This is a genomic window from Sphingomonas sp. MMS24-J13, from assembly GCF_044905095.1.
Lineage (GTDB): Bacteria > Pseudomonadota > Alphaproteobacteria > Sphingomonadales > Sphingomonadaceae > Sphingomonas_I.
The window spans coordinates 1,227,657-1,248,724 of the sequence record NZ_CP173258.1 but is presented as its reverse complement, the minus strand read 5'-3'; the positions used below and the strand labels follow the sequence as shown (position 1 = coordinate 1,248,724).

Below are 21,068 nucleotides of genomic sequence, written 5' to 3'. Positions count from 1 at the left end.
TCGCGTTGCGAACCGCCCATGCTTGGGGTATAGACGGGACATCCGCCCCGTATGCGCGCCCTCAACGCCGCGTCCGGGGCGCTTCTCTTTTGCGGCCCCTCTGGGCATAATTTGGGAAACACGATGACCCGCCGCCGCCAGATTTACGAAGGCAAGGCCAAGATCCTCTACGAGGGCCCCGAGCCCGGCACCTTGATCCAGTATTTCAAGGACGATGCGACCGCGTTCAACGCCCAGAAGAAGGGCACGATCAGCGGCAAGGGCGTGCTCAACAACCGCATTTCCGAGCATGTCTTCACCCTGCTCGGCAATATCGGCGTGCCGACGCACTTCATCCGCCGCCTCAACATGCGCGAGCAACTCATTCGTCAGGTTGAGATAATTCCGATCGAGGTGGCAATCCGCAACGTCGCCGCAGGCTCGCTCTCGAAGCGGCTCGGGATCGAGGAAGGCACGCAGCTGCCGCGCACGATCATTGAATATTATTACAAGGACGATGCGCTCGGCGATCCGATGGTCACCGACGAGCATATCGCCTGCTTCGGCTGGGCGAGCCAGGAGGAGATGCACGACATCGCCGACATGGCGATCCGCGTGAACGATTTCATGAGCGGGCTGTTCGCCGGGGTCGGCATCCGGCTGGTCGATTTCAAGCTCGAATTCGGCCGCCTGTGGGACAACGACTATGCCCGTATCATCCTGGCGGACGAGATCAGCCCCGATTGCTGCCGTCTGTGGGACATGACCACCAACGAGAAGCTCGACAAGGATCGCTTTCGCCAGGATCTGGGCGGCGAAGTCGAAGCCTATCAGGAGATTGCGCGCCGGCTGGGCCTGTTACCCGAAGGTGACAATACCGTGCTGGATATGGCCGAGCACCGGAAGAATCGCGGCAAGTAAGCGAGCGATGCCCGCGCGTCGTCCTCCGTCTGGGCGGCGCCGGGTCGTATCGAGCGAGATCCCAGCGCTCGGACGCGCCGCGAGTGCCGATTTGCTGGCATCCTTGCCGTGGTGACGAAACAATATTGCCCGTAGCGCCGGACATTATTCCACCTATTGCAAATATGCGCTTGATACCGACCTTCTTCGGGTGAACGATGGTGCCATACTCGGCCGTCGGGAGTTTTTGCGGTCATGTCGATCAGGCTCTATCTTGCTCCCCTCCTGCTCCTCGCGGCCGCGCCCGTGCAGGCCGCATCTCCGCGCCCCGCGCCGGACCAGACGGAATCGCTGCAACTCGCCTGCGATGCGATCAATGTCGCGGGGCAGCTCGATCATGCGATCCTGAAGGATCTGGAGCCGGCGCATTCGCTTGATGCAGCAGCCGTCGTGCTCGAACGCCACAAGGTCAAATTCAACCGCACGCACAATGTGATGATGCTGTCCAACGCGCCATCGGCGATGGTTCGCGAAATCTTCCGATTGCCGCAGGGCGAGCCGATCGTTCTGCCCAATGGCGAGGATACGACCATCTGCGTGCCCCGCCCGTCAGCAGACTCGATCTGATCCCCAACTGATTTCCGCCGGGGCCGGTTGGCCTTATGGGTCGTGAATCAGTCAGGAGCCCCGCATGCGCTTTCGCGCCGCCAATTTCGCCGCGACCATCTCCATTGCCGTCTCGCTGCAGGCGGCTCAGCCGATCTACCCGCCCTCGGGCTTCGATCTGACCGCGATCGATCCCGCCGTGAAGCCGGGCGACGACTTCTTCCTCCACGCCAACGGCGCCTATCTCGCGCGCACCAAAATACCGGCCGATCAGACGCTGGCGACCCGCCGTTATGAAATGTCGGTGCGAACCGAGGCCCATCTCCACGAGGCGCTGGAGGATGCGGCGAAGGATGCCCCCGCCGAACCGACCGACACCAAAGGCAAGGTCGGCGCCTTCTATGCCGCGTTCATGGACGAAGCCGCGATCGAAGCGGCGGGCGCGAAGCCGATCGCACCCGAGATCGACGCCATTCGTGCAGCCCCCGATCGTGCGGTCCTGGCCGGGCTGATGGGGCAATACGGGCTCTACCCCTCCCCCTTCGCTTATTATATCGACAGCGATCAGAAGAAGCCCGGCGCTTATGCGGCCTATCTCGGCCAGAAGGATCTCGGCCTTCCCGACCGCGATTATTATCTGACGCCCGATTTCGAGGCGCAGCGCACCGCCTACCGCAACTATGCCGCCAGATTGCTCGACCTGATCGGCTGGCGCGATGCCGATCGCGCGGCCGACGATATCCTGGCCTTCGAGACCAAGCTGGCCGAAGCAAGCTGGAGCAAGACCCAGCAACGCGATCCGACCACCCAATATAATCCGATGAGCCCCGACGAACTCGCGGCTTATGCGCCCGGCTTCGATTGGGCACCGTTTCTCGCCGGCGCGGGGCTCGACAAGAAGCCGACCCTGATCGTCACCACCAACACCGCACTGCCCAAGCTCGCCGCGATCGTCGCGTCGGCCCCGATCGAGACGCTGAAGGCGTGGATGGCATTTCGCACCGCCGATCTCGCCGCGCCTTACATGGCCAAGGCCTTCGCCGATGCCCATTTCGACCTGCACGGCCACACGCTGCAGGGGCAGGCCGAACAGCAGGCCCGCTGGAAGCGCGCGATCCTCGCCACCGGCGGCGGCGACTGCGGCGCCGATCCTGCAAGCTGCTTCGGCACGCTCGATTGGGCGACCGGCGAGCTTTATACCGCGCGCTATTTCCCGCCCGAGACCAAGACGACGATCGAGGCCCTGATCCCCAACATCAAGAGCGCGTTTCGGCACCGCATCCAGACGCTCGCCTGGATGAGCCCCAAGACCAAGGCCGAGGCGCTCAAGAAGCTCGACACCTATGTCGTCAAGGTCGGTTATCCCGACAGGCCGCGCGATTATTCGGGCGTTGTGGTCAAGCGCGACGATCCGGTCGGCAATATGCGCCGTGCAGCGGCGTATGAATGGGCGTTTCAGCTGGGCCGCAGCGACGGGCCGGTCGACCAGAGCGATTGGCTCATGACGCCCCAGACCAACGACGCCTACAATGGCTCGCTGCGGGACATCGTCTTCCCGGCCGCCTTCCTGCAGGCACCGATCTTCGATGCCGCGGCCGACCCTGCCTATAATTACGGCGCGATCGGCGGGGTGATCGGGCATGAGATGACCCACGGCTTCGACGATCAGGGCCGGCATATCGATGCCACCGGTGCGCTGCGCGACTGGTGGACGCCCGCCGACGACGCGGCCTTCCGCGCGCGCGCCAAGACACTGGGCGATCAGTTCGCAACTTACGAACCGGTGCCCGGCATGCACATCAACCCCGAGCTGACGATGGGCGAGAATCTGGCCGATCTCGGGGGGCTCTCGATCGCGCTCGACGCCTATCACGCCTCGCTCAAAGGCAAAAAGGCGCCGGTGGTGGACGGGCTGACCAGCGACCAGCGCGTCTTCCTCGGCTGGGCACAAGCCTGGGCAGGCAAAATGCGTCCCGAGGCGATCGCCAAGCAGACCGCCAGCGATCCGCATTCCTATCGCAAGTTCCGGGTCAACGGCATCGTGCGCAATATCGACGGCTGGTATGCCGCCTTCGGGATCAAACCGGGCGATGCGCTCTATATCGCCCCGGAGCAACGCGCGCGGGTCTGGTGATTTTATCCGTCACCCCGCCCTTTGAGCCGGGGTGACGATTTAAGTGGATCGCTGGCACCGGCACCCACGGATGACGGTCGTCGCCGGTAACGGTGGTGATCATCCCACGTGCTAGATTGATCGCAGCTCCACCGGTCGCCGACAGACCGGGCCGATCGAGATTGAGCCAGCGTGGATGGCAGCTTGCGGGCAATCGCCGGTCGCTGACGACAATGTCGGCCCATCTACACGCCTTCACGAGCTGCGCCGTGTCGAGGAAGTAGGGCGTACGGGTGGCGAGCAGATGCCAGTGCCGCCCGCCGCGCGCGATCGATGTCATGCACAGATCATCGGTACAACGCGCGCCCGGCAATGCGTCGAGTGCACGCGCCTCGGTGCGAATGCCCGATCCTTCGGACAATTGCTGGCGTACATAGTCGCCGGCGCGCTCGCGCAGCAGATAGAGCAGGCCGTCGTCGGCGCGGACCGCGAGATGCTTGCCGTCGCCGGTGACGAGCAGATCAGGCGCAGGCGTCAGCGCCGCCCACAACGCGCCGATCCCGAGCGGGATCATGCCGAGCCGCCGCGCGCGGGTGCGCCACAACGCAATCCAGAGCCCGCCCGCGATCATCAGCCCGAACGCGGCTTCGGGCATGGCCGGGATCGCGGTCACCGCTCCGGGCAGCGCCGCGACCGTCCGGGCGATCCAGAGCAGGAACAGCAGCCCCTTGCCCGCCAGCCACCAGGCTGGCGCGCCCAGTCCGATCATATCAAGCAACAGCGCCAGCGCCTCAAGCGGCATGATGACGAAGGTGGTGAGCGGGATGGCGACGATGTTGGCGAAGGCGCCGTACAAGCCGGCGCGATGGAAATGATAGACCGCGATGGGGGCAAGCGCGATCTCGACGAGGAAGCCGGTCGCGAGCAAGGCAAACAGCTCGCGCACGATGCGACGCGGCCAGCTTTCCTCATGCCTCATCGCGAGCGCGTGGACTTTGGGATGCTCGTGGAACGCGATGATTGCGGTCACGGCCGCGAAACTGAGTTGAAAGCTCGGGCCCACCAACGCCTCGGGCCGCACCAGCAACACGACCAGCGCCCCGGTCGCGACCAACCGCAAGGTCACCGCCTCGCGTCCCAGCGCCATGCCACCGAGCACCAGCAAGGAGGCGACGCACGAGCGCACCGTCGGCACCTGCGCCCCCGAGAGCAAGGTATAACCGATTCCTGCGGCTGCGCCGGCCCCGGCCGCGATCAGCGGGAGCGGCAGGCGCAGCGCCAGCCAGGGCGATAGCGCCAGCAGCCGCAGCACGATCAGCATCGTCGCAACGATCACCGCCGTCACGTGGAGCCCGCTGATCGACAGCAGATGCGCCAGGCCCGATTGGCTGAAGGCGTTATTATCGTCCTGCGTGATCGCGCCGGTGTCGCCGGTGACGAACGCCGCCGCGACGCCGCCGGCGCTGCCGGCAAGCTGCGCCTCGATATGGTTGGTCAGCTGGACCCGACGATCGGCGAGCCAGTTCATAAAGCCGCTGTTCGGCGGGGCGGGCGCGACGATCGCGACCGGCCCGAGCGCCTTGCCGGTGCCGCCCACGCCCCAGAACCAGGCGACGCGCGCGAAATCATAAGCGCCGGGAATGGCGGGCGGTGCCGGCGGCATCAGCCGCGTTCGCACCGTGATCGTCGCTCCCGCCGCCAACCCCTTCGGCGCCTTGTCGGCATCGACATTGATCCGAACATGCGGCGGCAGGCCAGGCTGCGGAGCGAGCGCGACCCATAGCCGCACCGCCTTGCGTGCGGGAAGCGGATCGACCTCCTCGATCTTCCCGCTGACCTGCGCCACGGCCGCGCGCGTCAGCACCGGCGCGGCGACCTGATCGCTCCGGCCCCACGCCAGCAAGCAGCCGATCAGCGCTGTCAGGCAGAAGATCGCTCCCCACCGCGTCGCCCTGCCCCCCTGATCGAGCACCAGCGCCAACCCGGCACCACCGCCGCAGATGACGAGGAAGGCGACCCACTCGCTGCGATCGGGCAGTGCGAACCACGCGGCGATCCCGAGCGCCAGCGCCACCGGCAGCCACAAGGGCAGTTGATCGCGCTCAGCCTCGAGCCAATATTCAAGAGCAGCCGCCCATTCCCGCGGCCGCGCGCCGAGGCCGCCCGGCTTGCGGTCACGCAACGCTATGCTAGGGGCGGCGATCACTTCACTGGCCATGACGGCCTTCAGCTTGGGAGACACGCGCCGTGGGCGCAAGCACCGCCACGGGCGCGCAGGTCGTAACACGATTCGCGCCTTCGCCGACCGGTTACCTCCACATCGGGGGCGCACGTACAGCTTTGTTCAATTGGCTCTTCGCCCGCCATCACGGCGGCAAGTTCCTGTTGCGCATCGAGGATACCGATCGCGCACGCTCGACCGAACCGGCTATCGCCGCGATCCTGGATGGGATGCGCTGGCTCGGGCTCGATTGGGACGGCGACGAGGTCTATCAGTTCGCCCGCGCCTCCCGCCATGCCGAGGTCGCGTTCCAGCTGCTCGCGCAAGGCGATGCCTACAAATGCTTCGCCACGGCCGAGGAACTGGAAGAGATGCGCGCCCAGCAGCGCGCGAACAAACTGCCGCTACGTTATGACGGACGCTGGCGTAATCGCGATCCGGAGGAGGCACCCGAAGGCGCACCGTTCGTGATCCGGCTGAAGGCCGAGACCGAGGGCGAGACGACGATCCACGATCGCGTCCAGGGCGCGGTAACGGTGAAGAATGCCGAGCTCGACGATATGGTCCTGCTCCGCTCGGACGGCACGCCGACCTACATGCTCGCGGTCGTGGTCGACGATCACGACATGGGCGTCACGCATGTCATTCGCGGGGACGATCATCTCAACAACGCCTTCCGGCAACTCGGCATCGTCCGCGCAATGGGCTGGGACGAGCCGGTCTATGCGCACATCCCGCTGATTCACGGCGCCGATGGCGCCAAGCTGTCCAAGCGTCATGGCGCTCTCGGTGTAGAGGCCTATCGCGATGAGCTCGGCTTCCTGCCCGAGGCGATCGGCAACTACCTGCTGCGGCTCGGCTGGGGCCACGGCGATAACGAGATCATCAGCCGCGAGCAGGCGATCGAATGGTTCGATCTCGATTCGGTCGGGCGCTCCCCGTCGCGCTTCGATTTCAAGAAGCTCGAGAATTTGAACGGCCATTATATCCGCGAGGCGGACGACCTGCGGCTGGCCGGTCTGGTGGCGGGCCGAATGGGGCGCGAAAACGACTCGGAATCGCTCGATCTGCTGCGCCGCGCAATGCCCGGATTGAAGGCAAGAGCCAAGACAATCAATGAGTTAACCGACGGTGCGGGATTTCTGTTTCGCACCCGCCCGATCGACATGGACGAAGCTACGACGAAGCTGCTAGATGCGCCGGCGCGCCTCGTTCTGGCGCGTACCCGGGATGCCCTCGCAGGTGCCTCCGAGTGGAGCGTGGAAGCGCTCGAAGCGGCGGTGCGTGCGGTGGCGGAAGAGGAGAATGTCGGGCTCGGCAAGCTCGCGCAACCCTTGCGCGCAGCCCTGACCGGCCGCACCACCTCGCCCGGGATTTTCGATGTGCTGGTGCTCATCGGGCGCGATGAAAGTCTTGCACGGCTGACCGATCAGATCGACCGGCCAGGGATTGCTTAATTGGAGCAGGCGTATGGCCGAGAGCACGATCAGCGTTGACGGCAAGGAATTCAAGACACCCGTTCTGTCCGGCAGCACCGGACCCGACGTCATCGATATTCGAAAGCTCTACGGCCAGACCGGCGTTTTCACCTACGATCCAGGCTTCACCTCGACCGCGAGCTGCGAGAGCGGGCTGACCTATATCGACGGTGATGCCGGCGTGCTGCTGCATCGTGGCTATCCGATCGATCAGCTCGCCGAAAAATCGTCGTTCATGGAGGTGGCCTACCTGCTCCTGAACGGCGAGCTGCCGAGCAGCGACGAATATCAGAAGTTCACCAAGACGATCACGCGCCACACGATGGTGCACGAGCAGCTGGCGACCTTCTTCCGTGGGTTCCGTCGCGACGCGCATCCGATGGCGATCATGTGCGGCGTGGTCGGCGCGCTTTCGGCTTTCTATCCGGATTCGACCAACATCAACGATCCGGTCGAGCGCACCATCTCGATGCACCGGCTGATCGCCAAGATGCCGACGCTCGCGGCGATGGCGTATAAATATTCGATCGGGCAGCCGTTCCTCTTTCCCGACAACAGCCTGTCCTACACCGGCAATTTCCTGCGCATGACGTTCGGCGTGCCGGCCGAGGACTATGTCGTCGATCCGGTGATCGAGTCCGCGATGGACAAGATCTTCATCCTCCATGCCGATCACGAGCAGAACGCCTCGACCTCGACCGTGCGTCTCGCCGGCTCGTCGGGCGCGAACCCCTTCGCCTGCGTTGCCGCCGGCATCGCCACGTTGTGGGGCCCGGCACATGGCGGCGCCAACGAGGCCGCGCTCAACATGCTGCGCGAGATCGGCACCCCCGATCGTATCCCCGAATTCATCGCGCGCGCGAAGAACAAGGACGATCCGTTCCGCCTGATGGGCTTCGGCCACCGCGTCTACAAGAATTTCGATCCGCGCGCGAAGGTGCTGTCGGTCGCTGCGACCGAAGTGCTCGACAAGCTCGGCATCAGCGATCCGGTGCTCGACACCGCGCGCGAGCTCGAGCAGTTCGCGCTCAAGGACGATTATTTCATCGAGCGCAAGCTCTACCCGAACGTCGATTTCTATTCGGGCGTGATCCTGTCGGCGATCGGCTTCCCGACCTCGATGTTCACCGCTCTGTTCGCGCTCGCCCGCACGGTCGGCTGGGTCGCGCAGTGGAACGAGATGATCGCCGATCCCGAGCAGAAGATCGGCCGCCCGCGCCAGCTTTATACCGGCCCGACGCAGCGCGATTACGTGGCGCTCGAGAATAGGTAAAGCTCAAACGCCCTCTCTCCTATGCAGAGAGAGGGCGTTCGCATTTGACGTCATCGTCATGCTGAACTTGTTTCAGCATCCACCAGGCAACTTGCACCGACAGTGCGGCACGCCCGATGGCGCCTGAAACAAGCTCAGGGTGGCGGGCGGACAATGCCGGTAATCAGCCTGACCGCAAGGCTCAGGCCAGCTCTTCGTCCGGCAGCAATTCGGTATCGATCTGCGACTGCGCAAACGCATTGTAGCGCGGCCCCTTGAGCGCGTTCGGCGGGAACAAGGCATCCGCCGCCGCGATCGCATCCCGATCGATCTTGACTGAAGCTGCCGCGAAATCATCATCGAAATGGGCGATGCTGCGCGTGCCCGGGATCGGCACGATCCACGGCTTTTGCGCGAGCAGCCAGCCGAGCGCGAGTTGCGCCGGCGTCACGCCAGCCCCATCCGCGATCGCGGCGAAGCGCGTCATCAGCGGCAAATTCTCCGCCAGCTGGGGCTCGCGGAAGCGCGGCATGTTCAGGCGGATGTCGCCCGGTTTGTAATCGTCCTTTGACGCCGAGCCGACGATCATCCCGCGCACCAGCGGCGAGAACGCGACGAAGGCTATGCCGAGCCGCTCACAGGCATCGAGCACCGCCACTTCCGGGTTACGCACCGCGAGCGAATATTCGCTCTGCACCGCCGCCACGGCATGCACCTTGTGCGCCCGCTCGATCGTCGCGGCCGACATTTCCGACAGGCCGATCGCACGGATCTTCCCGGCTGCCACCAGTTCGGCCATCGCGCCCATCGAATCCTCGATCGGCACATTCTTGTCGAGGCGGTGCATGTAATAGAGGTCGATCACGTCGGTGCCGAGCCGCTGAAGCGAGCGATCGCAGCTCGCTTTGATCGTTTCGGGCCGCCCATCGAGCACGCGTTTGCCATCGATCAGATCGAGCACGCACTTGCTGGCGAGCGTGAACTCCTGCCGGCGATGCATCACCGCCTTCGACAGCAGCCGTTCGTTCGCGCCCTCGCCATAGAGCGCGGCCGAATTGAGGAACGTGCAGCCGGCATCGAGCGCATGATTGAGCAGGCGCGAAGCCTCCTCTTCGCTCGGCGCTACATCATAGGCATGGCTCAGATTCATACAGCCGAGCCCGATCGCGGTCACCGTGAACGGGCCGATCGCGCGCGTGGGAATAGCGGTCATGTCTGTCCTTCAACGTCCGCCATCCCTGCCTGCGCTGGTATGACGGACAGCGTTTAGCCCGAGGTCAGCCCTCGAGCTGCTTTTCCAGCGCACCCAGCACGCGATAGCAGGGCATGACCTGCGCCACGCTCGCATTAGGCTCGCGCCCTTCGAGGATCGCCGAGACGAACTCGCGGTCCTGCAGTTCGATACCGTTGTTGGAAACGGTGACGCCGGTCAGGTCGATCGGCTCTTCCTTGCCGGTCAGCAGATCGTCGTAGCGCGCGAGATAGGTCGCGGTGTCGCCGATATAGCGGAAGAAGGTGCCGAGCGGGCCGTCATTGTTGAATGACAGGCTGAGCGTGCAGATCGCGCCGCTCTCAGCCTTGAGCTGGATCGACATGTCCATCGCGATGCCGAGCACGGGATGCTTCGGCCCCTGCAGCGCATGCGCCTCGACGATCGGCCCGGCCTGATAGGCGAACAGATCGACGGTGTGCGCGGCATGGTGCCAGAGCAGGTGATCGGTCCACGAACGCGGCTCGCCCTTGGCGTTGATGTTGGTGCGGCGGAAGAAATAGGTCTGCACATCCATCTGCTGGATATTGAGCTCGCCCGCGACGATCTTGTTGTGGACATATTGATGGCTCGGGTTGAAGCGGCGGGTGTGGCCGGCCATGCAAACGAGGCCGGTTTCCTGCTGCTTGGCGAACACCGCCTCGCCATCGGCGAGGCTGTCGCACAGCGGAATCTCGACCTGCACATGCTTGCCCGCTTCCATGCACTGGATCGCCTGTGCGGCGTGCATCTGGGTCGGCGTGGCGAGGATCACCGCGTCGAGACCGGGCAAAGCCAGCGTCTCGGCAAGATCGGTGGTGACGTGGCCGATGCCATATTTGTCGGCGGTCTTCTGCGTGCTTTCGAGCGTACGCCCGACGACCGAGATCACCTCCACGCCGGGAATGTTCTTCAGCCCGTCGAGATGCTTTTCACCGAATGCGCCGGCGCCGGCGAGTGCGATTTTCATAAGGTGGTCCTTTCTAACTCCCTCTCCCCTTCAGGGGAGAGGGTCGGGGAGAGGGGCCGACGTAGCGGCGAAAGCGCTACGATTTAGGCCGGACTCCCCCTCTCCCAACCCTCTCCCCTGAAGGGGAGAGGGCTTAAATGCGGCTCAAGCCGGTTCGAGCACCAGCTGCCCCAGTGCGGTGTTCGACGCCGGGATATGGTAGAAGCGATGGATCTCGTGCGCATTCTTGCCGAGCGCGCCGCGCATGATCAGCCACATCACCAGCTCGATCCCCTCGGACCCTGCCTCGCGCAGATATTCGATGTGCGGCATCTTGCGCAGCCGCTCGGGGTTGGCGGTCATGTCGTTCATGAAGGCGGTGTCGAATTCCTTGTTCACCAGCCCTGCGCGCGGGCCCTGGAGCTGGTGGCTCATGCCGCCGGTGCCCCAGACCTGCACGTTGAGATCTTCGGGATAGCTCTCGACCGCGCGCTTGATCGCCTCGCCGAGCGAATAGCAGCGATTGCCCGATGGCGGCGGATAGGTGACCACGTTGACCGCGAGCGGGATGACCTTGCACGGCCATGCCTCGGGCTCGCCGAACATCATCGACAGCGGCACGGTGCAGCCATGATCGACCTCCATCTTGTTCATGATGGTCATGTCGAATTCGTCGAGAATGCAGCTCTGCGCGATATGCCAGGCGAGATCGGGGTGGCCGATCACGTCGGGCACCGGGCGCGGGCCCCAGCCCTCGTCGGCCGGCTTGAAGCTTTCGGCGCAGCCGATCGCGAATGTGGGGATGATGTTCATGTCGAACGCCGAGGCATGGTCGTTATAGACCAGCACCACCACGTCGGGCATGTTGTCCTTGAGCCATTCCTTGGCCCAATTGTAGCCTTGGAAGACCGGGCTCCAATAATCGTTGCCGGTCGTGCCGGTCTGCATCGCGGCGCCGAGCGCCGGAATGTGGCTCGACGTCAGGCCTGCGGTGATCCGCGCCATTTCAATATCCTCCCTTGATCGAGCGCTGGCCCTGCGGGGAGCGGCCGCCATTGATCATCATCTGCGCATAATCTTCCTGCGTCATGCCGGTCATCGAACCGGCCGCGAACTGGAAGCTCTTGCCGTCGGTCGAGAAGAGCTTCGACAGGAAATAGATGTTGCCGCCTTCGTCGATCATAGCATTGTAATCGCGCGCCAGCACCGCCTGCTTGGCGGCTTCGCTCATCGGCCATTCGTCGAGATAGGCGCGCTCGTCGGCCTTGAAGCGCTCGCGATTCTCGGCCTTCATCAGGCTCATCGCGAACTGGTTGAGGTGATAGCCCTTGCGCGCGCGCTGCGCGGTAAAGACTCGCGTGCCTGGGATGTCGTCGAATTCGGCGAGATATTGGTGAATATCGATCTCACCGGGCGTGTAGGAAATGCTGTCGGACATCAGAGTCCACGCTCCTTCAGTTTGGCATCGAGGCGCGGGAAGACGCGGCGCGCATTCCCCTCGAAGATCATGTGCTTCTTCTCGTCGTCGACCGGCAGCGCATCGACATAGCGCTTGGTGTCGTCGAAATAATGGCCCGTGGTGGGATCGATACCGCGCACCGCGCCGACCATCTCGGACCCGAACAGGATGTTCTTGGTCTCGATCACCTCGGCCAGCAGGTTCACGCCCGGCTGGTGATAGACGCAGGTGTCGAAGAACACGTTGTTCATGACATGCGTATCGAGGCTCGGCTGCTTGAGCATGTCCGCCAGCCCACGATAGCGCCCCCAATGATAGGGCACCGCGCCGCCACCATGCGGGATGATGAAGCGAAGCGTCGGGAAATCCTTGAACAGATCGCCCTGGATGAGCTGCATGAACGCGATCGTATCGGCCGCGATGTAGAAGGCGCCGGTCGCATGCAGCGCCGGATTGCAGCTGCCCGAGACGTGGATCATCGCCGGGACGTCCAGCTCGACCATCTTCTCGTAGAAGGGGTACCAATATTTGTCGGTCAGCGCCGGGAATTCGAAATGGCCACCGCCCGGATCGGGATTGAGGTTGCAGCCGATGAAGCCGAGCTCGTTGACGCAGCGATCAAGCTCGTCGATCGAGCCCTGCAGATCGGCCTTGGGCGATTGCGGCAGCATGCACACGCCGGCGAAGATCTCGGGATAGAGCCCGACGACGCGCGCGATCAGATCGTTCGAGACCTGCGCCCACTGCTTCGACACCGCCTCGTCGCCGACATGGTGCGCCATGGTCGACGCGCGCGGCGAGAAGATCGTCATGTCAGCGCCACGCTCCTTGAGGAGCTTGAGCTGGTTCTTCTCGATCGTCTCGCGGATCTCGTCGTCTGTGATCACGGGGTAAGGCGGCGGGGTCTCGCCGGCCTTGAACGCGGCCTTCTGTGCGTCGCGCCACTGGTCATGCTGTGGCGGCGCGGTGGTGTAGTGGCCGTGGCAATCGATGATGAGCGTCATTCGTCCTCTCGCCTTATCCCTGATTCAACCGTGCGGCTTTGACCCCGCTCAAACCGCATTCCTAAACCTATTCCGTCATCCCAGCGAAAGCTGGGGTCTCAGGCGTCTCGGTGACACCCTCACCTCCCGAGATGCCAGCCTGCGCTGGCATGACGTGGAGGGTGATCAGATCGACCTTGGCCCGCAATCCATCCGGAGCCCCCTGCCCGATCGCCCCGATCGCGCGCTGGCGCTGAACGGTGCCGCGCGTCATCTCGCTGCCGGTGCCGAGCCCGTCGAGCGTCTTGACCACTTCCTCCATCTCGGCCGCGCGGCGCAGCCCGTGGATCAGCATGCGATCGAGATTGTAATCGAACCGTTCGGCCCAACTCTGCTCTTTCCAGCTCTTGTCGAGCGAGGCGAGCACCTCGGCCTCGACGCCCGCGGCATGTGCAGCCAACGCGCATTCGGCCGAGAGCGCTTCGATCCCCTTGACCATCACCGACCGGATCATCTTGATCGCCGAGGCGTCGCCGATCGCCTTGCCGACGACGCGGGTGTTGAAGCCGAGTCCGCTCAGCGCAGCCGATCCCGCCTCGGCATGCGGCCCGCTGACCAGCATCGGCACCTTGAGCCGTTGCGGATGGACCGGCGCCATCACCGCGACATCGACATAACGGCCGCCCGCCGCTTCGATCGCCTTGGCGGCCGCGCGCTTGGTATCGGGAGCGACGCTGTTAAGATCGCAGAACAACGCGCCCGGCGCGATCGATCGGGCGGTTTCCTCCGCCGCCAGCAGCGCCTGATCCGCCGTCACGAGCGACACGATCAGCGGCGCATCCGCCACCGCCTCGGCATTGCTCCCCGTCCAGGCGACATGGTTCGCATCGAACTCGGTGCGCTTGGCCGCATCCTGTTTGCGGTCATAGCCACGCGCCGCGCAAGCGAGCTGTCCGGCGAAAGCCTGGCCGGCTTCGCCCAGTCCGACAAAGACGATATCGGGCGTGTTCATGACGATCGGCGCTAGCCTAGCACTCGGGCGTATGCCAGTCCAAAAATAGGACGCAACACATACAATTTTTTTGGCTTATTGCCCGGCGCATCCCGAGACCCTAAGGGCTGGCGCCAAGTCAGCCGGGCCGCCGGGCCCCATGGGCAGGAGAAAAGCAATGGCCGGTATTGTCGTTCAGAATATCGAGCGTGCCGATGCGGACGTGATCGACGGCCTCGCCGCCGCCGGTGTCGCCACCGTGCACGAGGCGCAGGGCCGCATCGGGCTGCTCGCGCATTATATGCGCCCGATCTATCCGGGTGCGCGCATTGCGGGTTCAGCGGTCACCATTTCGGCGCCCCCGGGCGACAATTGGATGATCCACGTTGCAGTCGAGCAGTTGAAGGCGGGCGATATCCTCGTCCTTGCGCCGACCAGCCCCTGTTTCGACGGCTATTTCGGCGATCTGCTCGCCACCTCGGCACAGGCGCGCGGCTGCCGCGGCCTCGTGATCGATGCCGGCGTGCGCGATGTGCGCGATCTCACCCAAATGAACTTCCCGGTCTGGTCGCGTGCAGTGTTCGCCCAAGGGACGGTCAAGGCGACGCTCGGTTCGGTCAACGTGCCGATCGTCTGCGCCAATGCCGCGATCGAGCCGGGCGACGTGATCGTGGCCGACGATGACGGCGTCTGCGTCGTCAAGCGTGCCGATGCCGCCGCGGTGCTCAAGAAAGCGCAGGCCCGCGAAGCCAACGAAGCCGACAAGCGCGAGAAGCTCGCTGCCGGCGTGCTGGGCCTCGACATCTACGACATGCGCGGCAAGCTCGAGCAGATGGGTTTGAAGTATATCTAATCAAATCCTCCCCGGCACGGGGAGGATTACCGCGACGCGAAGCGGCGTGGTGGAGGGGGCCCTCGGCATAGGATTCGCAGGTGGTGGGCCCCCTCCACCATGCTGCGCATGGTCCCCTCTCCCGTTCCTGGGAGGATTAGAATACGGAGTCACCAATGAGCGACGTGATCGATCAGGATGGCCGCATCCGCAGCTGGACGCTGACGCCCTCCACCCCGCATTACGTCCCGCCGGCCGGCGCGATCGATGCGCATTGCCATGTCTTCGGCCCGCAGGCGGATTTCCCGTTCAGCGCCAAAGCCAAATATCTGCCGCAGGATGCCGGACCCGACATGCTGTTCGCGCTGCGCGACAAGCTTGGCTTCGCACGTAACGTCATCGTCCAGGCGAGCTGCCACGGCACCGACAATGCCGCTACGCTCAACGGCATCGCCAAATCGAACGGCAAGGCGCGCGGCGTCGCGGTGGTCGATCCCGCTATTTCGGATGCCGATCTGCAGGCGCTGCATGAAGGCGGGATGCGCGGGGTGCGCTTCAACTTCCTCAAGCGCCTCGTCGACAATGCGCCCAAGGACAAGTTCCTCGAGGTCGCCGGCCGCCTGCCTGCGGGTTGGCACGTCGTCGTCTATTTCGAGGCGGATATCCTTGAGGAGATGCGCCCCTTCCTCGCCGCGATCCCGGTGCCGGTCGTGATCGATCATATGGGCCGCCCCAATGTCAGCCAGGGCCCCGACGGCCCCGACATGAAAGCGTTCCGCGCTTTGCTCGACAGCCGCGACGATATCTGGGTCAAGACGACCTGCCCCGATCGCCTCGATCCGGCGGGCGAGCCTTATGCCGATTTCGTCCGCTCGGTCGCGCCCTTGGTCGAGGATTATCAGGATCGCGTGCTGTGGGGCACCGATTGGCCGCACCCGAACATGGAGAAGGTGCTGCCCGACGATGGCGGATTGGTCGACGTGATCCCGCAGATCGCGCCGACGGTCGAGCTCCAACGCAAATTGCTGATCACCAATCCGATGCGGCTCTACTGGCCCGAAGAGCTCTGATGACGGAGAAAACCCCGCTCGTCCTCGCAGCAGGCCTGCTGTGCGATGCGATATTGTGGCAGCCGATCGCCGATCTGCTGAGCGATATCGCCGATGTGACGATCGTCGACTTCATCGGGCTCGATTCGATCGGCGCGATGGCCGACAAGTTGCTTACCATCGCCCCGCCCCGCTTCGCGCTGGCAGGCCATTCGATGGGTGCGCGCGTGGCGCTGGAGGCGTGGGCGCGCGGGCCTGAGCGGATCGAGCGGCTGGCTCTGCTCGATACCGGCACGCACAAACTGCGCCAGGGCGAACCCGAGAAGCGCGCGGTGCTGACCGATCTGGCATTTCGCGAGGGCATCGCCGCCGCCGGCAAGGAATGGCTGCCACCGATGATGGGCAAGCAGGGGCTGGCCGATCAGACGCTGATGGCGCGGCTGGAAGAGATGATCTCGCATTCGACCCCGGAAACGTTTGCCCGCCAGATCAAGGCGTTGGTCGAGCGCCCCGATGCCGAGGCGGCGCTCGCGACCGTGACCGTCCCGACCCTGCTGTTGAGCGCCACCGAAGACCAGTGGAGCCCGCCGGCGCAGCATGAGGAAATGCTGACGATGGTGCCGCATGCGAAATTGGTGATCGTCCAGAATGCCGGCCACATGGCCCCGATCGAGCAGCCCGAAGCGGTCGCCGCCGCGATGCGCGAGTGGCTCGCTTAGAACTTCGATCGCGAGTTATGATGCGTTCGTGTCGAGCGAAGTCGAGGGGCGTTCCGCGCTAACGTGTCTCGACTTCGCTCGACACGAACGAAAGTCGTTAGGCCTGTTTATCGCAGTCATGCCCTAAGCCGTAAACACCGCCCCGTCTCTCACCTCGACCGGCCACGGCGTAAGCCGCGCGCCCATACATGGCCCACCCACGCATTTTCCATCTTCGATCCGAAACAGTGCCCCATGCCAGCGGCAATTGATGAGGCGCTTGTCCGACGTGAGATACTGATCGAGCTCCCACGTCAGCGGCAGCAGGGCATGCGGGCAGCGATCGAGATAGCCGAAAACCGCATCGCCCTTGCGCACGACGAAACCGTGGAAGCGCCCTGATCTCAACTCCAGCACGTAGTTACGCGCCGCGCCGTCGGCGATGTCGTCGAGTTGCCCGATCTTCACCCCGGGCGGGGTTTCCGTCAGCCGTGCGCCATCGCTCATGAAGCGGGCAATATCACCGCGCGACATTCGCCGAAACCAATCGACACAGAGCCCTCCGCCCGGCCGATCGCACGGAGCGTGACCTCGTCGCCATCCTCCAGAAACGTGCGCGTCTCGCCGTTGGGCAGAGTGATCGGTGCCTTGCCGCCCTGGCTGATCTCCAGCAGCGAGCCGTAACCGCCGGGCTTCGGCGTCGAGATGGTGCCGGTGCCGATCAGGTCGCCCGGCTGGAGATTGCAGCCGCTCGAGGCATGGTGGGTGACGATCTGTGCGGCGGTCCAATACAGGTTGCTCGCCGGGCCGCGGCTAAGCGACACCGGCTGCTCACCGTTCGCCCGCATTGCGGCCGTAGACAGCGTCACCTCAAGATCGAGTGCGAGCGCTCCGGCCTGTTGGTCGGCTTCATCGAACAGGTAAGGCAATGGCGCGGGATCGCCCGCAGGCCGTGCAGGTTGCGGGATACGGAACGGCGCAAGCGCCTCGGCGGTGATCAGCCAGGGCGAGATAGTCGTCTGGAAGCTCTTGGCAAGAAACGGGCCTAAAGGCTGGTATTCCCACGCTTGTATGTCGCGCGCCGACCAATCGTTGAGCAGGCAGAAACCGGCGATATGATCCGCGGCGGTGCCGATCGGGATCGCTTCGCCGAGCGCATTGCCCCGCCCGATCCAGATGCCGAGTTCGAGTTCATAGTCGAGCCGCCGCGACGGCCCGAAGCTCGGCACATCCTCATGCAATGGCTTGCGCTGGCCGTTAGGACGCCTGACCTCGATTCCCGAAGGCCGCACCGACGAGGCGCGACCATGATAGCCGATCGGCACATATTTATAGTTGGGCAGTAGCGGATTATCAGGCCGGAACTGCCGGCCGACATTGTCGGCATGATGGATACCGGCGTAGAAATCGCTGTAATCCCCGATCGATGCGGGCAGATACAAAGTGCATGTAGCAGCGTCGTAGAGAGACGGCTCGACCGCGCCGCGATGGGCTTCGTCCGAGAGCAGTTCGGACAAGCGTTGCCGCAGCCCGACCCGATCGGCCCTGGGCAGCGCCATCATCGCATTGAGGGCCGGGCCCTGCAGGGTCGATGCGGCAGCAGCCGGTAGCAACTCGGTTATCTCGGCGAGATCGAGGATATGATTCCCGATCGCCACGCCTGCCCGTCGATGCCCGCCCTTCGGCGCGAAGATACCAAACGGCAAATTCTGAATCGGGAAATCGGAATGCCCGTTCGCGCTCGCGACCCAGCTGATCCGGGCCGGATCGTGGGTCTCGTCGATGGCGCTCATGGCAGCTGCGCCTTGGTAAAGCCCGCCCAGCAATCGTCATAATCGAGCTGCATCAACGGCGTCGTGCTCGCCCAGCGGGTCGGCCGGATGACCCAGCGGCTTTCGAACATGAACGCCATGCTTCCGTCGATTTTCATGGGTTTGAGATCGGCTGCTACCGCATTTTCGTAGCTTTTCCGATCGGGCCCATGCCCCGCCATCTGGTTGTGGAGCGACGCGCCGCCGGGCACGAAGCCGCCCTCCTTGGCATCATAAGCGCCTTCGATCAGCCCCATATACTCGCTCATCACATTGCGGTGGAACCAAGGAGGGCGGAACGTGCCCTCCGCCACCATCCAGCGCGGCGGGAAGATCACGAAGTCGCAATTGCCAGTCCCCACCACCTCGCTCGGCGAGGTCAGGACGGTGAAAATCGACGGATCGGGATGATCGAAACTGACCGTGTTGACCGCGTTGAAGCGCCGGAGATCATACCGGCACGGCGCGAGATTGCCGTGCCAGGCGACGACATCAAACGGCGAATGATCGAGTTTGGTGGTCCAGAGCCGTCCCTGAAACTTGCAGACGATCTCATGCGGTTCGTCCTGATCCTCGAACGCGGCGACCGGCGCCTCGAAGTCGCGCGGATTGGCAAGACCGTTGGCGCCGATCGGGCCGAGATCGGGCAGTCTGAACGGCGCGCCATAATTCTCGCAGATATAACCGCGGGCCCAGCCATCGGGCAATTCGACGCGGAAGCGCACACCGCGGGGAATGAGGGCGATCTGAAGGGGGTCGATCTCGATCCTGCCAAATTCGGTGAGGATCGCCAGCCGCCCGTGCTGGGGCACGATCAACAACTCGCCATCGGCATTCTGGAAAGCGCGCTTCGCCATCGACCGCGTCGCGGCAAAGCCATGCACCGCTATGCCGGACGCCGTAGCGACATCGCCGTTGCCGCCATAGGTGGTGAGGCCATCGACGAAATCGACTGGCTCGTCAGGTAGCGGAAGCGGATCCCAACGCATCCGGTTCGGGCTCGGCGGGAGCTCGTCGAACGGCGCCGCGCGCAACAGAGGCGCGCCTTTCCAGGGCAGGAAAGCCGGATGGCTGGCCGTCGGTCGTAGACGATACAACCACGAGCGCCGGTTCTCGGCACGCGGCGCGGTAAAGGCGGTGCCGGACAGTTGCTCTGCATAGAGGCCGAACGGCACCTTCTGCGGCGAATTCTGCCCGACCGGCAGCGCGCCGGGCACCGCCTCACTGGCGAAATGGTTTCCGAAGCCGGTCAGATAGTCGGTCACGGCCTCTCCTCCTTCACCCGTCACCCTGAACTTGTTTCAGGGTCCACCGGGCGTGCCGCACCATCCGTGCGGATGCATGGTGGATGCTGAAACAAGTTCAGCATGACGGCTTCATATCACGCGTCCACCTTGATCACGCCGCGCCGAATCTGATCCAGTTCGATCGATTCATACAGCGCCTGAAAATTGCCGTTGCCGAAACCCTCATTGCCCTTGCGCTGGATGATCTCGAAAAAGATCGGCCCGAACATCGTCTCAGTGAAAATCTGGAGCAGTATGCCCTCTTCAGTGCTGCCGTCGAGGAGGATGCGGTTCTTGCGAAGCCGCTCCAGATCCTCGCCGTGGTTCGGCACACGCTGATCGACCAGTTCGTAGTAAGTTTCAATCGTGTCCTGCAGCGCGACGCCACGGCTTTTAAGTTTTTCAACGGTTTCGTAGATATCGTTCGTGGTCAGTGCGAGGTGCTGAATGCCCTCGCCATGATATTCGCGGATGAATTCCTCGATCTGGCTATGATCGTCCTGACTCTCGTTGAGCGGGATACGGATCGCGTGATCGGGCGCGATCATCGCCTGGCTGAACAGCCCGGTCGCCTTGCCCTTGATGTCGAAATATTTCTGCTCCTCGAAGCCGAACAGCGTGCGGTAGAATTCGGACCAGACCCGCATCTGCCCGCGCCGGACATTGTGGGTCAGGTGATCGAGCAGATCGAGCCCGACCGAATTCGCGGCTTCCGCCTCGCGCCAGCCCGGAAACTCCGCCCAATCGGCATAAGGATCGGTGCCGTCCTGGATGAAATACAAATAGGACCCGCCAATCCCCTGGATGACGGTATCGTCCTCCTGCGTGGCCTTGGCGCCATGCGCCAGCGCCCAGAACAGAGCCGCTTCGGGATCGGCGACGCGGAACGCCATCGCACTGGCCGACGGACCATGTTCGCCGCGAAATGCCGCCACGCGGCCGTCGGCATCGCGGTTGAGCATTAGATTGATCCGCCCCTGCTTGTAGCGGGTGACGTTCTTGGTCGGGTGACGGTGCGTCGGGGTGAAGCCCAGCTGCTCGAACTGGCGTCCCATGCCCTCCGGGTCGGGCGAGGTGAATTCGACGAATTCGAAGCCGTTGAGGCCCAGTGGATTGGGATTGGGCGGATTGGGATTGGCGGTGGGCGCGTTCACGACACTCTCCAAACAAGTATCAATTGATACCATCAATGCCGGCTTGCGGAGATGGTGT

At 64.0% G+C, this 21,068-nt stretch carries 19 protein-coding genes; 8 read left to right on the top strand and 11 right to left on the bottom strand.

The features are described from left to right. Window positions 1-123 precede the first annotated feature (123 nt). The 3 genes from purC (at window position 124) to AB4Z44_RS05735 (ending at window position 3,619) form a co-directional block, all read left to right on the top strand. The gene (gene purC / locus AB4Z44_RS05745) at window positions 124-900 is read left to right on the top strand and encodes a phosphoribosylaminoimidazolesuccinocarboxamide synthase (protein ID WP_404713105.1); all 777 of its coding nucleotides are present in this window, start codon (window positions 124-126) and stop codon (window positions 898-900) included. Between the two features lie 234 nt (window positions 901-1,134). Further along, entirely contained in the window at window positions 1,135-1,506 is a 372-nt protein-coding gene (locus AB4Z44_RS05740; protein WP_404713104.1) for a hypothetical protein, read from the top strand. Window positions 1,507-1,570: 64 nt separating this feature from the next. Beyond that, window positions 1,571-3,619 (top strand): M13 family metallopeptidase, encoded by a 2,049-nt coding sequence (locus tag AB4Z44_RS05735; RefSeq protein WP_404713103.1) that lies wholly within the window; start codon window positions 1,571-1,573, stop codon window positions 3,617-3,619. On the opposite strand, the gene AB4Z44_RS05730 is transcribed toward AB4Z44_RS05735, so the two are convergent. Then, window positions 3,564-5,816: a ComEC/Rec2 family competence protein gene (locus AB4Z44_RS05730; RefSeq protein ID WP_404713102.1), complete on the bottom strand. Its 2,253-nt coding sequence runs from the start codon at window positions 5,814-5,816 to the stop codon at window positions 3,564-3,566. The two genes, AB4Z44_RS05735 and AB4Z44_RS05730, sit on opposite strands and share 56 nt — an antisense overlap. Window positions 5,817-5,845: 29 nt before the next feature. Here AB4Z44_RS05730 and gltX point away from each other — a divergent pair, with 29 nt between their 5' ends. Together gltX and AB4Z44_RS05720 are read left to right on the top strand one after the other, a co-directional pair. Next, window positions 5,846-7,276, top strand: coding sequence for a glutamate--tRNA ligase (gene gltX, locus AB4Z44_RS05725; RefSeq protein WP_404713101.1), 1,431 nt, complete (start codon window positions 5,846-5,848; stop codon window positions 7,274-7,276). Between the two features lie 13 nt (window positions 7,277-7,289). Next, complete coding sequence (locus AB4Z44_RS05720; protein WP_404713100.1) at window positions 7,290-8,570, top strand: citrate synthase; 1,281 nt, start codon at window positions 7,290-7,292, stop codon at window positions 8,568-8,570. A 181-nt stretch (window positions 8,571-8,751) separates the two neighbouring features. On the opposite strand, the gene AB4Z44_RS05715 is transcribed toward AB4Z44_RS05720, so the two are convergent. The 6 genes from AB4Z44_RS05715 to AB4Z44_RS05690 form a co-directional block, all read right to left on the bottom strand. Beyond that, the gene (locus tag AB4Z44_RS05715) at window positions 8,752-9,762 is read right to left on the bottom strand and encodes an aldo/keto reductase (RefSeq protein ID WP_404713099.1); all 1,011 of its coding nucleotides are present in this window, start codon (window positions 9,760-9,762) and stop codon (window positions 8,752-8,754) included. 64 nt (window positions 9,763-9,826) lie between these two features. Then, window positions 9,827-10,768, bottom strand: coding sequence for a Gfo/Idh/MocA family oxidoreductase (locus AB4Z44_RS05710; protein WP_404713098.1), 942 nt, complete (start codon window positions 10,766-10,768; stop codon window positions 9,827-9,829). Between the two features lie 144 nt (window positions 10,769-10,912). Further along, window positions 10,913-11,752 (bottom strand): class III extradiol dioxygenase subunit beta, encoded by an 840-nt coding sequence (locus AB4Z44_RS05705; protein ID WP_404713097.1) that lies wholly within the window; start codon window positions 11,750-11,752, stop codon window positions 10,913-10,915. Between the two features lies 1 nt (window position 11,753). Beyond that, the gene (gene ligA / locus AB4Z44_RS05700; RefSeq protein WP_404713096.1) at window positions 11,754-12,185 is read right to left on the bottom strand and encodes a protocatechuate 4,5-dioxygenase subunit alpha; all 432 of its coding nucleotides are present in this window, start codon (window positions 12,183-12,185) and stop codon (window positions 11,754-11,756) included. Then, the gene (locus AB4Z44_RS05695; protein WP_404713095.1) at window positions 12,185-13,210 is read right to left on the bottom strand and encodes an amidohydrolase family protein; all 1,026 of its coding nucleotides are present in this window, start codon (window positions 13,208-13,210) and stop codon (window positions 12,185-12,187) included. The genes ligA and AB4Z44_RS05695 overlap by 1 nt, the downstream gene beginning before the upstream one ends. A gap of 67 nt (window positions 13,211-13,277) precedes the next feature. Then, window positions 13,278-14,201: a DUF1932 domain-containing protein gene (locus tag AB4Z44_RS05690; protein ID WP_404713094.1), complete on the bottom strand. Its 924-nt coding sequence runs from the start codon at window positions 14,199-14,201 to the stop codon at window positions 13,278-13,280. Between the two features lie 157 nt (window positions 14,202-14,358). Between AB4Z44_RS05690 and ligK the strand changes: the two genes are divergently transcribed. The 3 genes from ligK (at window position 14,359) to AB4Z44_RS05675 (ending at window position 16,780) form a co-directional block, all read left to right on the top strand. After that, the gene (ligK, locus tag AB4Z44_RS05685) at window positions 14,359-15,033 is read left to right on the top strand and encodes a 4-carboxy-4-hydroxy-2-oxoadipate aldolase/oxaloacetate decarboxylase (RefSeq protein ID WP_404713093.1); all 675 of its coding nucleotides are present in this window, start codon (window positions 14,359-14,361) and stop codon (window positions 15,031-15,033) included. A gap of 155 nt (window positions 15,034-15,188) precedes the next feature. After that, window positions 15,189-16,082, top strand: coding sequence for an amidohydrolase family protein (locus AB4Z44_RS05680; RefSeq protein ID WP_404713092.1), 894 nt, complete (start codon window positions 15,189-15,191; stop codon window positions 16,080-16,082). After that, window positions 16,082-16,780 carry an alpha/beta fold hydrolase gene (locus AB4Z44_RS05675; RefSeq protein ID WP_404713091.1) on the top strand — a complete coding sequence of 233 codons (699 nt, stop codon included), beginning with the start codon at window positions 16,082-16,084 and terminating at the stop codon, window positions 16,778-16,780. The genes AB4Z44_RS05680 and AB4Z44_RS05675 overlap by 1 nt, the downstream gene beginning before the upstream one ends. A 123-nt stretch (window positions 16,781-16,903) precedes the next feature. Here AB4Z44_RS05675 and AB4Z44_RS05670 read toward each other — a convergent pair whose 3' ends face one another. From AB4Z44_RS05670 to hppD, 4 genes are all read right to left on the bottom strand, one after another. Beyond that, window positions 16,904-17,266, bottom strand: a complete 363-nt coding sequence (locus tag AB4Z44_RS05670) for a Rieske (2Fe-2S) protein (protein WP_404714360.1) — start codon at window positions 17,264-17,266, stop codon at window positions 16,904-16,906. Next, on the bottom strand, window positions 17,263-18,552 hold the full coding sequence (gene fahA, locus AB4Z44_RS05665; RefSeq protein WP_404713090.1) for a fumarylacetoacetase: 1,290 nt from the start codon (window positions 18,550-18,552) through the stop codon (window positions 17,263-17,265). The genes AB4Z44_RS05670 and fahA overlap by 4 nt, the downstream gene beginning before the upstream one ends. Then, on the bottom strand, window positions 18,549-19,823 hold the full coding sequence (hmgA, locus tag AB4Z44_RS05660) for a homogentisate 1,2-dioxygenase (RefSeq protein ID WP_404714359.1): 1,275 nt from the start codon (window positions 19,821-19,823) through the stop codon (window positions 18,549-18,551). The genes fahA and hmgA overlap by 4 nt, the downstream gene beginning before the upstream one ends. A gap of 128 nt (window positions 19,824-19,951) precedes the next feature. Then, on the bottom strand, window positions 19,952-21,010 hold the full coding sequence (hppD, locus tag AB4Z44_RS05655) for a 4-hydroxyphenylpyruvate dioxygenase (protein WP_404713089.1): 1,059 nt from the start codon (window positions 21,008-21,010) through the stop codon (window positions 19,952-19,954). Between the last annotated feature and the right edge of the window lie 58 nt (window positions 21,011-21,068).

Excerpts from the sequence above, each read along its gene's own strand:
- purC (WP_404713105.1), top strand. The coding sequence starts at position 124 with ATGACCCGCCGCCGCCAGATTTACGAAGGCAAGGCCAAGATCCTCTAC.
- AB4Z44_RS05740 (WP_404713104.1), top strand. The coding sequence starts at position 1,135 with ATGTCGATCAGGCTCTATCTTGCTCCCCTCCTGCTCCTCGCGGCCGCG.
- AB4Z44_RS05735 (WP_404713103.1), top strand. The coding sequence starts at position 1,571 with ATGCGCTTTCGCGCCGCCAATTTCGCCGCGACCATCTCCATTGCCGTC.
- AB4Z44_RS05730 (WP_404713102.1), bottom strand. The coding sequence starts at position 5,816 with ATGGCCAGTGAAGTGATCGCCGCCCCTAGCATAGCGTTGCGTGACCGC.
- AB4Z44_RS05720 (WP_404713100.1), top strand. The coding sequence starts at position 7,290 with ATGGCCGAGAGCACGATCAGCGTTGACGGCAAGGAATTCAAGACACCC.
- AB4Z44_RS05715 (WP_404713099.1), bottom strand. The coding sequence starts at position 9,762 with ATGACCGCTATTCCCACGCGCGCGATCGGCCCGTTCACGGTGACCGCG.
- AB4Z44_RS05710 (WP_404713098.1), bottom strand. The coding sequence starts at position 10,768 with ATGAAAATCGCACTCGCCGGCGCCGGCGCATTCGGTGAAAAGCATCTC.
- AB4Z44_RS05705 (WP_404713097.1), bottom strand. The coding sequence starts at position 11,752 with ATGGCGCGGATCACCGCAGGCCTGACGTCGAGCCACATTCCGGCGCTC.
- ligA (WP_404713096.1), bottom strand. The coding sequence starts at position 12,185 with ATGTCCGACAGCATTTCCTACACGCCCGGTGAGATCGATATTCACCAA.
- AB4Z44_RS05695 (WP_404713095.1), bottom strand. The coding sequence starts at position 13,210 with ATGACGCTCATCATCGATTGCCACGGCCACTACACCACCGCGCCGCCA.
- AB4Z44_RS05690 (WP_404713094.1), bottom strand. The coding sequence starts at position 14,201 with ATGAACACGCCCGATATCGTCTTTGTCGGACTGGGCGAAGCCGGCCAG.
- ligK (WP_404713093.1), top strand. The coding sequence starts at position 14,359 with ATGGCCGGTATTGTCGTTCAGAATATCGAGCGTGCCGATGCGGACGTG.
- AB4Z44_RS05680 (WP_404713092.1), top strand. The coding sequence starts at position 15,189 with ATGAGCGACGTGATCGATCAGGATGGCCGCATCCGCAGCTGGACGCTG.
- AB4Z44_RS05675 (WP_404713091.1), top strand. The coding sequence starts at position 16,082 with ATGACGGAGAAAACCCCGCTCGTCCTCGCAGCAGGCCTGCTGTGCGAT.
- AB4Z44_RS05670 (WP_404714360.1), bottom strand. The coding sequence starts at position 17,266 with ATGAGCGATGGCGCACGGCTGACGGAAACCCCGCCCGGGGTGAAGATC.
- fahA (WP_404713090.1), bottom strand. The coding sequence starts at position 18,552 with ATGAGCGCCATCGACGAGACCCACGATCCGGCCCGGATCAGCTGGGTC.